The following is a 14,560-nucleotide window of genomic DNA, read 5'->3' as shown; positions in this document are numbered from 1 at the left end:
GGGGCCGAGCGATGACGTACGGAGACCTGGCCGGCGCATCGGGCGGCGGAGCAGCGACCACGGGGGGGCTCACCCGGCGTGACGGCGGTACGGCAGGAGCGCGGCTCCGGGTCGCCATCGTCGGCGGCGGTTTCATGGCGGAGGTGCACTCGCGTGCGGCCCGTGCCGCGCGCGCGGACATCGCGGGCATCGTCTCGTCGACCCCGGAGCGCTCGGCGGCCGCCGCCGAGCGGCTGGGCATCGGCCGTTCCTACGGAACGCTCGACGAGCTGCTCGTCGACGAGACGATCGACGTCGTGCACGTGACCACACCCAATGCGCTCCATGCGGAGCAGGCCGCGGCGGTGCTGGCCGCGGGCAAGGACGTCGTCTGCGAGAAGCCGCTCGCCACCTCGGTCGCCGACGCGGAGCGCCTGGTGGCCGCAGCGGAGGGCCGCACGGCGACGGTCCCGTTCGTCTATCGCTTCCACCCGCTCGTGCGGGAGGCCCGCGCGCGGTTCGCCTCCGGCGAGGCCGGGCGCGTGCTGAGCATCAACGCCTCCTACCTGCAGGACTGGCTCCTGGGGTCCGGCGACGACAACTGGCGTGTGGATGCGGCGCAGGGCGGCCGGTCCCGGGCCTTCGCCGACATCGGGTCGCACCTCGTCGACCTGGTCGAGTTCGTCAGCGGCGACCGTGTGAGCCGGGTGTCCGCCACCAAGCGCACCGTCTTCTCCGAGCGGGCGTCGCACGCGGCGATCACGACGGAGGACGCCGTCGCCGTTGTGGTCGAGACGCGTTCCGGGGCGCTCGGCACGCTGCTGGTGTCGCAGGTCGCTCCCGGTCGCAAGAACCGTCTCTGGCTCGAGATCGCCGGAAGCGTCGAAAGCGTCGCCTTCGACCAGGAGCAGCCGGAGACGCTGTGGGTGGGGCGGCGGAAGGGAAGCCTGATCATCCCGCGCGACGCCGACCAGCTCAGCGAAGACGCCGCACGCCTCTGCGTCGTGCCCTCCGGGCACCCGCAGGGCTATCAGGACGCGTTCAACGCGTTCGTCGCCGACAGCTACGCGGCGGTCGCGGGGGAGAACCCCGACGGCCTTCCGCGCTTCACCGACGGCCTCCGCGCCGTACGGGTCACCGACGCGGTGATCGACTCGGCCGAGTCGGGCACCTGGATCGAGATGGGAACGAACAATGACTGACGCCACCAGTGCAGGCGGCCCGGAGACCACCGAGTCGGGCCGGACGCACCCGGTCACCCTCTTCACCGGCCAGTGGGCCGACCTCACTCTCGAGGAGGTGGCCAGGTACGCGAGCGAGTGGGGCTATGACGGCCTCGAGATCGCGTGCTCGGGCGAACACCTCGATGTGTGGCGCGCCGCCGAAGACGACGCGTACCTGCAGGGCCGCCTCGACATCCTCGACCGCTACGGCCTCAAGGTCTGGGCCATCTCCAACCACCTGAAGGGCCAGGCGGTCTGCGACGATCCGATCGACTTCCGCCACCAGGCGATCGTCGGCTCGAAGGTGTGGGGCGACGGCGACCCGGAGGGCGTGCGCCAGCGCGCCGCGGAGGAGCTCAAGCTCACGGCGAAGGTCGCCCGCAAGCTCGGCGTCGACACGGTCGTCGGGTTCACCGGTTCGAGCATCTGGCCCTACGTCGCGCAGTTCCCGCCCGTGCCGGCCGAGGTGTTCGACCGCGGCTACCAGGACTTCGCCGACCGCTGGAACCCCATCCTCGACGTGTTCGACGGCGAGGGCGTCCGGTTCGCGCACGAGGTGCACCCGTCCGAGATCGCGTACGACTACTGGACGAGCGTCCGATCCCTCGAGGCGATCGACCACCGCGAGGCCTTCGGCTTCAACTGGGACCCGTCGCACATGATGTGGCAGGACATCGACCCCGTCGGGTTCATCATCGACTTCCAGGACCGCATCTACCACGTGGACTGCAAGGACACCCGCCTGCGGCCGAAGAACGGCCGCGCCGGTGTGCTCGGCTCGCACCTCTCGTGGGGCGACCCGCGGCGCGGCTGGGACTTCGTCTCCACCGGCCACGGCGACGTGCCGTGGGAGGACGCCTTCCGGGCGCTCGAGTCCATCGGTTACACCGGCCCGATCTCGATCGAGTGGGAGGACGCGGGGATGGACCGGCTGCACGGCGCCAAGGAGGCCGTCGGCTACATCCGCTCCCTGCTCTGGAAGCAGCCGACCGCCTCCTTCGACGCGGCGTTCAGCAACCAGGACTGAGTACGGCGTTCACGGAACGAGGACGAGGCGGTCGCGGGTCGTGGCCGCCTCGTCCCACGCCTGCTCCACCCGGGAGAGCGGGACCGCACGCGCTGCGGTGACGAACGCTCCGGACGCGACCTCGACGGCCAGGTCCGAGAGCTCCGCGACGATCGTGTCCGTCCTCACCGACCCCTGGCCGCTGCCGACGATCCGGAGATCGACGGCACGGAGCGCCGCCGACGGGATCGGCGACTCCGGCCCGGCGACCGAGCCGATCTGCACCCAGGTGAGCGGCTGGTCGTCGCGTGCGCGACGGGGGACGACAGCACGCAGGGCGTCGGCCGTCGGCCGACCCCACAGGTAGTCCAGCACCACATCGACCTCGCTCGCCGCGCGACCCAGCGCCTCGGCATCATCCAGTTCGACGATGACATCCGCGCCCGAGTCCGCCAGCCGGCCCGAATCCCGTCCGGCCGCAACCACATGCGCCCCGCCCAACCGCCGCGCGACCTGCACAGCGAGCCCGCCGGCGTTCCCGGTCGCGCCGAGGACCAGCACGCTCTGACCCGCGTGCAGCCGGGCACGCCGGCGCAGCGCGATCCACGACGACATGGCGGGATTCATCACGGCCGCCAACTGCACGGGATCGCTATCGGGCGGCACGACGACGCTGCGCTGCAGGTCCACGACCGTCCGCTCCGCCATCGCCCCCTTCGCGGTGTCCGGGAGGAGGAAGTACCGCAGCGCACCGTCGGGCGTTCGGCCGACCCCGTCGATGCCGGGGATCAGCGGCAGTTCGCCGGTGCTGGTGTAGTGGCTGCCTGCTGCCTGGGATCGAACGCGGGGCGAGAGGGCCGCCGCGAGGACGTCGACCACGGCCTGGCCGGGTCGGGCCGCCGTCGGCTCCTCGACGTCCTGGTAGCGAGGGGAGGCGCCGAACTCGGTGACGAGGGCTGCTTTCATCATGACTCCAATAGTTGGGATTACCAATCAAATGAATGGTAATCCCAACTAATGCGCTACGCTAGCCCCATGTCAACGTCCCCGCGTGACCACATCCCCGAACCCCTCCTCGACGCGCTCGTGCAGACGGCGTTCGAGGTCATCGGGGTTGTCAGTCGTATCGCGGCGGAGAACGACCTCTCGCTCACTCAGCTGCGGGTGCTCGCGATCCTGCGCGACCGGGAGCCCACCATGTCCGAGCTCGCCGCACACCTCGGCGTGGACCGCTCGTCGGTGTCCGGGCTGATCGACCGCGCGAACCAGCGGGGTCTCGTGACCCGCGTCCGGGACACGGCCGACCGCCGCTCCGCCCGCGTCGGACTCACCCCGGCCGGTCAGGAGCTGGCCGGAGCGGGAGCCGCGGCGATCCGTGACGGCATCGCACCCCTCCTCGCGGACCTGGACGAGGGGGAGCGCGTGCGGCTGGCCGAGCTCCTGGATGCGGTGCTGGGCGGCCGTCGCTGACACCGCGGCGAAAACGGGCCTGTGGGTCGCGCGGGCCGGCGACGGCCGCCCGTCTCACGCCACGTCGAGCACCCAGGTGACGCCGAAGCGGTCCGTCAGCATCCCGAACCCGGCCGACCAGGCGGAGGCGGCCAGCGGTTCCACGACCGCGGCGCCGTCGGAGAGCCGCTCCCAGTACCCGGTCAGCTCCTCGAGGGAGTCGGCGCGTGCGGAGACGAAGGAGGGCTGATCGGTGATGGTCATCCCGTTCTCGCGTCGCGTCTCCGGCACCGGCCGGGCTGCGACCTGGTCACCGGCGCCCGGCACGTCGTAGGCCATCACCCGGAACCCCTCCGGGGAGACGACCTGGCCGAACACGATCCACTGCGCGCCGGGCAGCTCGGCGGGCATGCCGAAATCGGCATACGTCGCGGCGGTGACCGCGCCGCCGAACGCAGCGGCGTAGAAGTCGAGGGCGGCTCGGGCCTCGCCGTCGCGGAAATTGAGGTGCGTGGTGGTGGTGATGCTCATGACTGTGCCTCTCGTCGTTGCGCCGGGCTTCTCCCGGCGCTGCCAGGCTCGCAGGGGTAGCGGACAGTTATGGTCCGCTACTGCGACGAGAATCGAATCATGAACGCACCGTCGTCGCGCATGCTCACGATGCTCTCGCTGCTCCAGGCGCGGCGGGACTGGGGTGGACAGGCGCTCGCCGACCGCCTCGACGTCAGCACCCGGACCGTGCGGCGGGACGTGGACCGCCTCCGTGAGCTGGGCTACCGGATCGACGCGCTCAAAGGCCCGGACGGCGGGTACCGGCTGGCGGCGGGGTCGGAGCTCCCTCCGCTGCTGTTCGACGAGGACCAGGCGGTCGCCCTGTCCATCGCTCTGCAGAACGCCGGGGCATCCGGGGCGGGGATCGAGGAGGCGGCCGCCCGGGCGCTCGCGACCGTCCGCCAGGTGATGCCGTCCCACCTCCGGCACCGCGTCGACGGCATCCGCTTCGAGCGGCCCATCGCGGGGCCGGCGGTCGATCCTGCGGTGCTGGGCGTGGTCAGCGACGCCGTCCACGGGAGGAAGGTGCTCCGGTTCGACTACGCCGGCTCGGAGGGGGCGCCCCGTCGCACCGAGCCGCACGGCCTTGTTGCGCGCGACGCCCGCTGGTACCTGGTGGCCTGGGACCTCGACCGGGACGACTGGAGGCTGTTCCGGCTCGACCGGCTGGCGCCGCGCACCCCGGCCGGCCCGCTGTTCCAGCCGCGCGACATCCCCACCGGTGACGCGGTGTCGTATGTTGCGGCGCGCTTCACCGGCGGCGACGGCAGCGATGGAGGCGGCTGGCCATGTGTCGGAGAAGTCGTCATCGACCTCCCTGCGCGTGACGTCATCCCCTGGGTGACGGACGGCGAGATCCACGACCGCGGCGACGGCACGACGCGTCTGGTGCTCGGCTCCTGGTCGTGGATCGGCCTGCTGGCGTCTCTCGCGCGGTTCGACGCGTCGTTCGAGATCGTCGGGCCTCCGGCGCTCGCCGACGCTGCCGCGGTGCTCTCCGACCGTCTCGGGCGCGCGCGTGGACGGCAGGCGCAGTAGGTATCCTCAGTACTCACCGAACAGACCGATGGGCGAACGGAGCAGCTGTGGCCAGAGGAGCCAACCTCCCCGCCATCGCGGCGTTCAACGAGACGGTGGTGCTGGATGCCGTCCGGCGATCCCCGGACGGCTTCAGTCGCGTCGAGCTCGCCGCCCGCACCGGCCTCTCCGCGCAGACCGTGACGAACGTGACCCGCCGCCTCCTCGATCGGGGGTTCATCCGCGAGGCCGGAACGCGCAGCGAGGGGAGTCCGGGAAAGCCGCGCACCATCCTGCGCCTGGAGCCGGCCGGGGCCCATGCGATCGGAGTCCACCTGGACCCGACGGTGATCGCCTGCGTGCTCCTCGACCTCGCGGGAGCGGTGGTCGCCCAGGCGCACCGTCCCTCCCCACCGGACGGGGACGCCGCCGCGACGCTCGCGGCAGCTGTGGATGCGATCCGCGAGGTGCTGCAGACGCCGGGCGTCGACCCGGAGCGGGTGATCGGCGTCGGGGTCGCCGCACCCGGGCCCATCGACGCCGAGCGGGGAGTGGTGATCCGCCCTCCGCTGGCTCCTGGCTGGAACGACCTTCCCCTGCGGGATGAGCTGGCGCAGGCCACGGGACTGCCCTGCCTGGTCGCGAAGGACGTCACCTGCGCGGCCGTCGCCGAGCGGTGGCGGGATCCGGCGGGGGCCTCGCAGGACTACGCGTTCGTCTACTACGGCACCGGCGTCGGCGTCGGTCTGGTGCTGGGCGGAGAGGTCTACACCGGGTCCAGCGACAACGCCGGGGACGTCGGGCACACGCTCGTGGATCCGGAGGGCGTGCGCTGTTCGTGCGGGCGGCGGGGATGCTACGGCGAGTCCGTCCGCCCGTACCGGCTGGTCATGCAGGGACTGTGGTCGGGCGTCCTCACGCCGCCCCCGGGCACGAGCGTCGTGCAGGGCGAGGATCTCCGCCTCGATGTGGAGACCGTCGACCGGCTGTTCTCCGAGCTCGCGGCCGCCGCGGAGGCCGGGGATGCGGGAGCGCAGGAGATCGTCGACAGGAGCATCCGCCATTCGGCCTTCTTCGCATCCAATCTGTCGGCCCTGCTCGACCTCGACCGCGTGGTCTTCGGCGGCCCGTCGTGGGCACGCGTCGCGCCGCGCTACCTCGATCAGCTGCCGGGGCGGCTGGCCGAGCTCGACACCGGGGTCCTGACCCACGGCGTCGCGATCGCCGGCAGCGCGATCGGCGACGATGTCGCGGCGGTCGGGGCGGCCGCCCTCGTCCTCGACGGCACATTCTCACCGCGCTCCATCCTGCGGTAGCGCAGCGGATGCCTCCGGTCGGCGGAGATCTCCGCGCCTCTCTTGCGCCCATAAATCAAATTGTTTTATAAATTAGTCAGCCGGTCATCGGGTCGGCGGCCTCTCACGCAAGGAGAACCGGTGTACCAGCAGAACCAGCTCGCCGAGATGCGCATCGACCGGTTCGTCCGGGAGCGCCTCACGCCCGCCCTCGAGCGCGCGGCCGTCCCCGCCTCGATCGAGGCGTGGGAGGTGCCGGGCGAGCCGGTGCCCTTCGCGGAGGCCATCGCCGGCGATTTCCGGCCCTTCTCGGCCGGGCAGGCGTGGGGCCGTCCGTGGGGGACCGTGTGGTTCCGGGTGACCGGCGCCGTCCCGGCCGACTGGGACGCATCGGCGGACGAGGTCGAACTCCTCGTCGATCTCGGATTCACCCGCAGCCAAGTGGGGTTCCAGGCGGAGGGGCTGGTGTGGACGCCCGAGGGCAGGATCCTCAAGGCGCTCGAGCCGTACAACGCCTACGTCCGCCTGCAGGCCCGGCCGGGAGAGTCGTTCGAGCTGTACCTCGAGGCCGCCGCCAATCCCGACGTCGGCTCGAACTGGACGTTCGCGCCGACCGTGATGGGCCGCGTCTCGACCGCACCGCAGGACCCGATCTACACGCTCCGGCGGGTGGATGTCGTCCACCGCGACCGCGAGGTCTGGGAGCTGGTGCAGGACATCTTCACCGCGAAGGGTCTGGCGGTCGTCCTCCCCGAGACGTCGCCCCGCCGCGCGGCGCTGTTCGCCGCGCTCGAGGCGGCCGTCACCGCCGTCGATCCGTTCGACGTCGCCGCGACCGCGCCACGGGGGCGGGAGGCGCTCGCCGCAGTCCTCGCCTCGCCCGCGTCCGCGACGGCGCACCGCGTGTTCGCGGTCGGGCACGCGCACATCGACTCGGCCTGGCTGTGGCCCGTTCGCGAGACGATCCGCAAGTGCGCACGGACCTTCTCGAACGTGCTCGATCTGATGGACCAGGACCCGCAGTTCGTGTTCGCCTGCTCATCCGCCCAGCAGTTCGCCTGGATGAAGCAGTTCTATCCGGAACTGTTCGAGCGCATCCGTGCCCGGGTCGCCGAAGGCCGGTTCGTCCCGGTGGGCGGGATGTGGGTGGAGTCCGACACGAACATGCCCGGCTCGGAGGCGATGGCCCGGCAGTTCGTCGAGGGCAAGCGGTTCTTCCTCGAGGAGTTCGGGTACGAGCCGCGCGAGGTGTGGCTGCCCGACTCGTTCGGCTACTCGGGTGCGCTGCCGCAGATCGCGCGCGAAGCCGGGATGGACCACTTCCTCACCCAGAAGATCTCGTGGAACGAGGTGAACCTGTTCCCGCACCACACGTTCGCGTGGGAGGGCATCGACGGGTCGCGCATCTTCACGCACTTCCCGCCCGTCGACACCTACAACGCCATCCTGTCCGGCGAGGAGCTGGCCCGTGCCGAGCGGAACTTCGCCGACAAGGGCCGCGCCAACACGTCCCTGGTGCCGTTCGGCTTCGGCGACGGCGGTGGAGGGCCGACGCGCGAGATGCTCGCCGCCGCAGCGCGGACCGCGGACCTCGAAGGGTCGCCGTCGGTGCGCATCGCGTCGCCCGCCGCGTTCTTCGAGGCGGCGCGTGCGGAGTTCGACCCGGCCCCGGTGTGGGTGGGAGAGCTCTACCTGGAGTTCCACCGCGGCACCTACACCTCGCAGGCACGGACCAAGCGCGGCAATCGCCGGAGCGAGGCGCTGCTGCACGAGGCGGAGCTCTGGGCGACGACGGCCGCCGTCCGTGCCGGGGCGGCCTACCCGGAGCAGGAGCTGCGCGACGCCTGGCGGACGGTGCTGCTGCAGCAGTTCCACGACATCCTGCCCGGGTCGTCGATCGGCTGGGTGCACGACCAGGCGGTGGAGAACTACGCGCGGGTGGCGGAGTCGCTGGAGGCGATCATCGCCCGCTCGCTCGGCGCGCTGAGCGGTGCGGCGGCCGGCCAGGTCACATCCGGTCTCGTCGCGAACGCCTCGCCGTTCGCGATCGAGGGGGTGCCCGCCGGCGGCATCGGACGGCCCCGGCGTGACGGCGAAGCGCGGATCGAGCGGGACGGTGGCGGCATCCGGCTCTCGAACGGTCGCGTGAGCGTCGTCGTGGATGCCGACGGCCTGATCGCGTCGCTGGTGGATGCGGAGACCGGGCGGGAGGCGGTGCCTCCGGGAACGCGTGCCAACATCCTCCAGCTGTTCCGCGACACCCCCGCGCAGTGGGACGCCTGGGACGTCGACATCGAATACCGGCTGTCCGGAGAGGAACTGCCCGGCGCGGAGTCCGTCGAGGTGGTGTCCGAGTCGCCCGAGGCGGTCGCCGTGCGGACCGTCCGCCGCTTCGGGGCGTCCGCCGTCACGCAGACGCTCACCCTGGCCGCGGGCTCCCCGGCGCTCGACATCGAGACGCACGTCGACTGGCACGAGCGCCAGCGGATGCTGAAGCTCGCCTTCCCGGTCGACGTGCACACCGCGTCCGCGCGGTCGGAGATCCAGTTCGGCCACATCGAGCGCCCGACGCACACCAACACGAGCTGGGATGTCGCCCGGTTCGAGACGAGCGCGCACCGCTGGGTCCACGTCGGCGAGCCCGGGTTCGGCGTCGGCGTCGCCAACGACTCGACGTATGGTCACGATGTCACCCGCCACCCGCGCGACGGAGGCGGCACCTACTCGCTGGTGCGGCAGACGCTGCTGCGCGCCCCGCTCTTCCCCGACCCTGAGGCGGACCAGGGCGAGCACACGCTGCGCACTTCCCTCGTGATCGGCGGGGTGGATGCGGCGATCGAAGCCGGCTACCGGCTCAACCTCCCCGTGCGCCCGGCCGCGGCGCCGGTCGACCCGCTGATCGCGTCGAGCGATCCGGGCGTCGTCGTTGAGACCGTCAAGCTGGCCGAGGACGGCTCGGGCGACGTGGTCGTCCGGCTGTACGAGTCGCTCGGCGCCCGGGGCGCGACGACCCTGGCGGCCGCGTTCCCGTACGAGCGCATCCTGCGCACCGATCTGCTGGAGCGGGAGACCGGCGACGGCGCGCTCGATCTGCAGCTGCGTCCGTTCGAGCTCGTCACGCTCCGGTTCGTCCGCGGGTGACGCGCGGCCGGGCGCCGGTCATTCCGGAAGGGTGCGCCGTGCCCGGCGGTCGAGGACCCACGCGCGGATGCCCGCGACGAGGGAGGCGAGGATGACCACTCCCGCCACGATGTAGGCGACCGGGCGCACGCTGGGGTCGACCGCGGCGAAGTAGCCGATCACGGTGATGAGGACGCCCCAGCTGAGCGCCCCGACGATGTTGGCGCTGAGGAACCGCCAGTAGCTCATCGCGCTGATCCCGGCGATCGGCGGGATGAAGACGCGGCCCCAGGGGATGTAGCGGCTGATGACGACGGACCACCAGCCGAACAGCTCGTAGAACCGCTCCGCCCGCTTCACGCCGGCCTGCACCCAGCGGCCTCCGCGCCGGGTCAGGTACGGCCGGCCCAGCCGGCGTCCGAGCCAGAATCCGACCTGGTCGCCGAGCACCGCTGCGACTCCCACCCCGATCGCCAGCACCCAGATCGACAGCTCCGGGTTCGTGCCCGTCAGGATGCCGGCGCCGAACAGCAGCGAGTCGCCCGTGATGAACGGGATGAAGACGCCGACGAAGAGCGCGGTCCCGGCGAAGACCAGCCCCCAGACGGCCAGATAGAAGACGAGCGGCCCGACATCCCCGAGGAAGTCTGCGAGGTCGTGGGCCATGCTCCGAGCGTATCCGAGTGTCCCCTCCGCCCACCGTCGAGTCCGCGATCTTTGCACGCGCCGGGCCGCGTTGGCGTGCAAAGTTTGCGGACTCGACGGTGGGGGTGGGGGTCGGGGCGGGATGTGACCAAAGGTGTATTGGTTTTGGTCGTGCGAGCAAATACTTTCATTGTGCGCCCTCGGGGGACGGCGCTGGTGGTGGCGGGCAGTGGGGGTCCTGCCACCGCCCCAAACCCTTCGGTCGGGCCTGCTCTCAGTCGAGCAGGCCCAGCCGGGCGGCCTTCCTGACCGCGTCGATGCGGGAGGTGGCTCCGAGCTTCTCGTACATGTTCGTGGTGTGCCGTTTGACCGTGCCCTCGGCGATCGAGAGCGACATCGCGATGTCGCGGTTCGAGTAGGCCTGCGCGATCATGCGCAGCACCTCCTGCTCGCGGACGGTGAGGATGGCGCCGGCGGCCTCGGCATCGACGCTCGCCTCAGCAGGCTCACCGGTCGGCGGGGTGGCCCGCGCGATCACGGCGATCAGCTGCTCGCTCCCCACCGTCTTCGTGACGAAGGCCGCGGCCCCCGCACGGAGCAGCTGCCGTTCGAGCACGGCGTCGCTGTGCATCGTGAGGATGACGACCGCCGTCTGCGGGTGATGACGCCGGATGCGCGCGATCGTCTGCTCGGCCGGCGTCCCGGGGATCTCGACGTCGAGGAGCAGGACGTCGGGGGAGCTCTCGGCGACGAGAGTCAGTGCCTCCTCGCTGGAGCCGCCCTCCCCGACGATGAGGAACCGGCCCTCGATGAGGGCTCGGATGCCCTGCCGGAACATGCCGTGGTCGTCGATGAGGACGACGGTTCGCGGTTCGTTGCTCATTCGGATTCCCGGCCTCTCGGAATGGTCAAGGTGAGCGTCGTGCCTGTGCCGAGGCCCGGGACGATCTCGAGCTCTGCGCCGATCAGCTCGGCGCGCTCCTGCGCCGCGATCAGCCCCAGCGCGCCCGACCGGACCGTCTCATGGGCGAATCCATGGCCGTTGTCGCTGACGGCGATGGTCAGACTGCGCCGGTCCCAGTGCGAGTGGACGCGGATGCGTTCCGCACCGGAGTGCCTCCTGGCGTTGTGCACGGCCTCGCGGACGATGATGAACGCCTCCTCCTGCACCCCGGTCGACAGCCGGTACGGCGCGCCCTCGACCGTGGTCTCCACGGGAGGCCCGGAGTCGTCGAGATCGCCGACGTAGTCGTGCAAGGCCTCGTCGAGGCGCTTGTCGCCGACCGCATGGCGCAGGTCGAGTGCGATCGCGCGGGTCTCGTCCAGTGCGGCGCTGAACAGCTGCACCCCCTCCCGGAGCCGCGGATCCGACGCGGCGTCGATCCCCCCGAGCTGGAATCGCTGGAGACCGGCCGCGATGCTGTGCGCGACGCGGTCGTGCAGCTCGCGCGAGATGCCGAGGCGCTCCTCGCTGTGGGCGACCGCCAGACGCTCGAGCAGAACGTTGACATAGCCGACGGAGGCGGGGACGACGGCGCTCATGATGGAGGCGTTCAGGGCCCGGGCGAGATCGGCGGGGCTGACGTCCGTGTCCTGGTCGGCGCTGATGATCGAGAACGCGACATCGAAGAGCACGGTGGCCGCGCTGAGACTGTCGACCGGGTGGATGTTCTGGCGCGCCCGCTTCTCGCCGACCCCGGATCCATGCGCGGCCGGTGCGGTCGGCCGCTCCACGCCGCCGGGGCGCCCCAGCCGGTCGAAGGTGCGGTCGAGGATCCAGTCGACCTGCGCAGCGAGCTGCTCGCTGACCTCTGCATCAGCGACCAGGGTGCTCTCCGAGGCCCGGAGCCGCTCGAACAGTGCCGCCAGGATGCGGTCGCGCAGCGCGACCCCGTCGTTACCGATCACCACTCCGCCCCTCAGCTCTCGAGCGCTCCCAGAAGCGCTGCGACGTTCAGAGCGTACTGACCCGCCATGAAGGATCGGTACGGCCGCTTCTCGCCGCGGCGGTCTCCGCCACCGGCGAGGAGCGTGACGACGATCACGATCGGGCCGGCCGCGCCGAGGACCAGCAGCGTGCGGAGCTGGTGGACGAGCGCGCCGAGCGCCAGCGCCGCGGCCGATACGACACCGGTCCCCGCGGCGACGACGACCCGTGCCCGCTCCGCTCCGAGCATCACCGGAAGCGTGCGGCGCCCGTCGGCCGCGTCGCCGGCGACATCGCCGAAGTCCTTGGTGTGCCCGACCACCGCGATCCAGGAGGATGCGACCGCAGCGAAGACCACGGCGGACGCGGGCACCGTTCCGCCGACGACGAGCGCCGCGGCCAGGTACGTGAGGAACACGCCGGCCGCTGCGACCGCCAGGGCGGCCACCGCCGCCTTCTTCGCCGCCCACGGTCCGACCGAGTAGACGAGCCCCAGGCCGACGAAGGCCAGCACGGCGAGCAGGAAGGGGCGGGGGAACAGGGAGGCGAGCAGCAGAGACAGCGTGAGGAGGATCGCCGCGATGGCCCACGCCGCGGGAACCTCCAGCCGGCCGGAGGCCAGCGGCCGGGACGACCCGTTGAGCCTGTCGCCCTCGATGTCGCTGATCCCGTTGATCAGGTAGACGGCCCACACCGTGAGGAGCCAGGAGATGGTCGCGAGCCAGAGTCCCGGCGACGACCAGTCCGCGCCGACGACCAGCAGCGTGCCCACCACGAAGCGGAGGGCGAAGACGCCGAGCACCACCGGCCGCCCCTCCAGGAACGCCAGCCCCACCCGGGACGCGCAGGTCGCGATGGTGCCGCGATCCGGGTGGACGACGCTGCTCATCCGCTCATTGTCGAGCGCTCCTCACCATTTCGGGCGGCTCGGGGAGTACAACGAAAGTCACATTCCGGGCGACGCGTGGCCGCTCCCGCCCGAGCCGCGCCGGATAGGCTCGCCGCATGACAGGCACCGGGGAGACGATCGCAGGCGAGGACTGGTACGGGCGCGAACTCGACGGTGCCGAATACAGCGGGGTCGTGTTCGACGACGTCGACTTCACCGAGCTGCGCACCACCGGCGCGACCTTCACGGAGTGCGTGTTCCGGAAGGTCCGCTTCAACGTGAGCGAGCACAACGACTCGGCGTTCGTGAACTGCCGGTTCGAGTCCTGCAACTTCTTCGACGCGTCCTTCCGGCGGTGCAAGCTCACCGGGAGCACCTTCCAGGGCTGCGAGTTCTCGCTGCTGAAGGTCGAGGGCGGCAACTGGTCGTTCGTCGGCCTGCGCCGCGCCGAGCTGCGGGGCGTGTCGTTCGAGGGCGTCCGCCTCCGGGAGGCGGACCTGTCGGGCGCGCGGTGTCAGGAGGCCCGGTTCGAGGGGTGCGACCTCAGCGCCGTGACGCTGACCGGAGCCGACCTCAGCGCGGGAAGCGTCGTCGGCAGCGACCTGACCGGTGTCGATCCGGACGAGGTCGTGCTCCGCGGCACCGTCATCGACGAGCGGCAGGCGGTCGTGCTTGCCGAGGCGTTCGGGATGGTCGTCGTCCCGGCGCGCTGACGCATCCGGAGCCGGTTTGGCGATCGCGTCGTCTCGCGTTACGATACGGAACGTGTCGTATTCGGATACTCCCTCTCGCCGCGTGGGCCGGCCGCGCGACGACGACCGCGAGTCGCGCATCCTGGCCGTCGTCAACGCCCTGCTCGCCGAACGCGGTTACGACGGCGTCTCGTTCGAGGAGGTCGCCCGCCGAGCCGGCGCCTCCAAGCCGACCCTGTACCGCCGCTGGGCGACCAAGCGCGAGATGGTCGTCGCAGCCCTCAAAGCCGGGCCGGCCCGGCGGGAGGACACCGACGCGATCGACACCGGTTCGCTTCGCGGCGACCTGCTCGCGCTCTGCCGCCGCCTGTTGACGACCCTCCGGTCGGCCGACGGCCAGACCGCGCTCGCTCTCCTGCAGGCCGGGTTCGAGGACCCGGAGCTCGGCGAGACGATCGAGCGGACGGTCGGGCCCACCGGCGCGCGCCTCCCCGCCGAGGTCGTCGCGGCGGCGGTCCGGCGCGGCGAGCTCCCCGAGGGCGTCGACCCGTTCCCGTTCGAGGAGATCACCGGCTCGGTGCTGCTTCTCCGCCGCCTCAACGGCCTCGCCACCACCGACGCGTACCTGGAGGCCCTGGTCGACACCATCCTGCTCCCGGCGCTCCGCGCGACGCCGGGGCGCGCCGCGCTTCCCGCCGGCATCTTCTCCGGGCGACCGGAGACCACCGACGCCTGATCCCGGTACCGGACCATCCACCCTCACCCA

At 71.6% G+C, this 14,560-nt stretch carries 14 protein-coding genes; 8 read left to right on the top strand and 6 right to left on the bottom strand.

The features are described from left to right. The first annotated feature begins 11 nt into the window (after positions 1-11). Entirely contained in the window at positions 12-1,181 is a 1,170-nt protein-coding gene (locus BLW09_RS14085; RefSeq protein ID WP_089913964.1) for a Gfo/Idh/MocA family protein, read from the top strand. Further along, the gene (locus BLW09_RS14080) at positions 1,174-2,229 is read left to right on the top strand and encodes a sugar phosphate isomerase/epimerase family protein (protein WP_089913962.1); all 1,056 of its coding nucleotides are present in this window, start codon (positions 1,174-1,176) and stop codon (positions 2,227-2,229) included. Before BLW09_RS14085 ends, BLW09_RS14080 begins: the two co-directional genes overlap by 8 nt. Before the next feature lie 9 nt (positions 2,230-2,238). Here the strand turns inward: BLW09_RS14080 and BLW09_RS14075 are convergent, their stop codons facing one another. Continuing rightward, positions 2,239-3,177 (bottom strand): quinone oxidoreductase family protein, encoded by a 939-nt coding sequence (locus BLW09_RS14075; protein WP_231946862.1) that lies wholly within the window; start codon positions 3,175-3,177, stop codon positions 2,239-2,241. Positions 3,178-3,243: 66 nt separating this feature from the next. Here BLW09_RS14075 and BLW09_RS14070 point away from each other — a divergent pair, with 66 nt between their 5' ends. Then, the gene (locus tag BLW09_RS14070; protein ID WP_089913959.1) at positions 3,244-3,678 is read left to right on the top strand and encodes a MarR family winged helix-turn-helix transcriptional regulator; all 435 of its coding nucleotides are present in this window, start codon (positions 3,244-3,246) and stop codon (positions 3,676-3,678) included. A gap of 54 nt (positions 3,679-3,732) precedes the next feature. Here the strand turns inward: BLW09_RS14070 and BLW09_RS14065 are convergent, their stop codons facing one another. Then, complete coding sequence (locus BLW09_RS14065; protein WP_089913956.1) at positions 3,733-4,188, bottom strand: VOC family protein; 456 nt, start codon at positions 4,186-4,188, stop codon at positions 3,733-3,735. A 99-nt stretch (positions 4,189-4,287) separates the two neighbouring features. Between BLW09_RS14065 and BLW09_RS14060 the strand changes: the two genes are divergently transcribed. The 3 genes from BLW09_RS14060 (at position 4,288) to BLW09_RS14050 (ending at position 9,662) form a co-directional block, all read left to right on the top strand. After that, the gene (locus BLW09_RS14060; RefSeq protein ID WP_089913953.1) at positions 4,288-5,247 is read left to right on the top strand and encodes a helix-turn-helix transcriptional regulator; all 960 of its coding nucleotides are present in this window, start codon (positions 4,288-4,290) and stop codon (positions 5,245-5,247) included. A gap of 47 nt (positions 5,248-5,294) precedes the next feature. After that, entirely contained in the window at positions 5,295-6,542 is a 1,248-nt protein-coding gene (locus tag BLW09_RS14055; RefSeq protein WP_089913950.1) for an ROK family transcriptional regulator, read from the top strand. 120 nt (positions 6,543-6,662) lie between these two features. Next, on the top strand, positions 6,663-9,662 hold the full coding sequence (locus tag BLW09_RS14050; RefSeq protein WP_089913948.1) for an alpha-mannosidase: 3,000 nt from the start codon (positions 6,663-6,665) through the stop codon (positions 9,660-9,662). 18 nt (positions 9,663-9,680) lie between these two features. Here the strand turns inward: BLW09_RS14050 and BLW09_RS14045 are convergent, their stop codons facing one another. The 4 genes from BLW09_RS14045 to BLW09_RS14030 all read right to left on the bottom strand — a co-directional run bounded on the left by BLW09_RS14045 (position 9,681) and on the right by BLW09_RS14030 (position 13,102). Continuing rightward, positions 9,681-10,307, bottom strand: coding sequence for a DedA family protein (locus BLW09_RS14045; RefSeq protein WP_089913945.1), 627 nt, complete (start codon positions 10,305-10,307; stop codon positions 9,681-9,683). Between the two features lie 253 nt (positions 10,308-10,560). Then, on the bottom strand, positions 10,561-11,169 hold the full coding sequence (locus tag BLW09_RS14040) for a response regulator (protein ID WP_089913941.1): 609 nt from the start codon (positions 11,167-11,169) through the stop codon (positions 10,561-10,563). Then, positions 11,166-12,197: a sensor histidine kinase gene (locus tag BLW09_RS14035; RefSeq protein ID WP_089913938.1), complete on the bottom strand. Its 1,032-nt coding sequence runs from the start codon at positions 12,195-12,197 to the stop codon at positions 11,166-11,168. The genes BLW09_RS14040 and BLW09_RS14035 overlap by 4 nt, the downstream gene beginning before the upstream one ends. Positions 12,198-12,205: 8 nt before the next feature. Then, complete coding sequence (locus BLW09_RS14030; RefSeq protein ID WP_089913934.1) at positions 12,206-13,102, bottom strand: UbiA family prenyltransferase; 897 nt, start codon at positions 13,100-13,102, stop codon at positions 12,206-12,208. A 116-nt stretch (positions 13,103-13,218) separates the two neighbouring features. On the opposite strand from BLW09_RS14030, the gene BLW09_RS14025 reads away from it, so the two are divergent. Next, complete coding sequence (locus BLW09_RS14025; RefSeq protein ID WP_089913931.1) at positions 13,219-13,815, top strand: pentapeptide repeat-containing protein; 597 nt, start codon at positions 13,219-13,221, stop codon at positions 13,813-13,815. A gap of 52 nt (positions 13,816-13,867) precedes the next feature. Then, positions 13,868-14,530, top strand: a complete 663-nt coding sequence (locus tag BLW09_RS14020; RefSeq protein WP_089913927.1) for a TetR/AcrR family transcriptional regulator — start codon at positions 13,868-13,870, stop codon at positions 14,528-14,530. The last annotated feature ends 30 nt before the right edge of the window (positions 14,531-14,560 follow it).

It is taken from the genome of Leifsonia sp. 21MFCrub1.1, from assembly GCF_900107895.1.
GTDB lineage: Bacteria > Actinomycetota > Actinomycetes > Actinomycetales > Microbacteriaceae > Leifsonia > Leifsonia soli.
The sequence above is the reverse complement of the archived record's forward strand: the minus strand, read 5'-3'. Positions and strand labels throughout refer to the sequence as shown.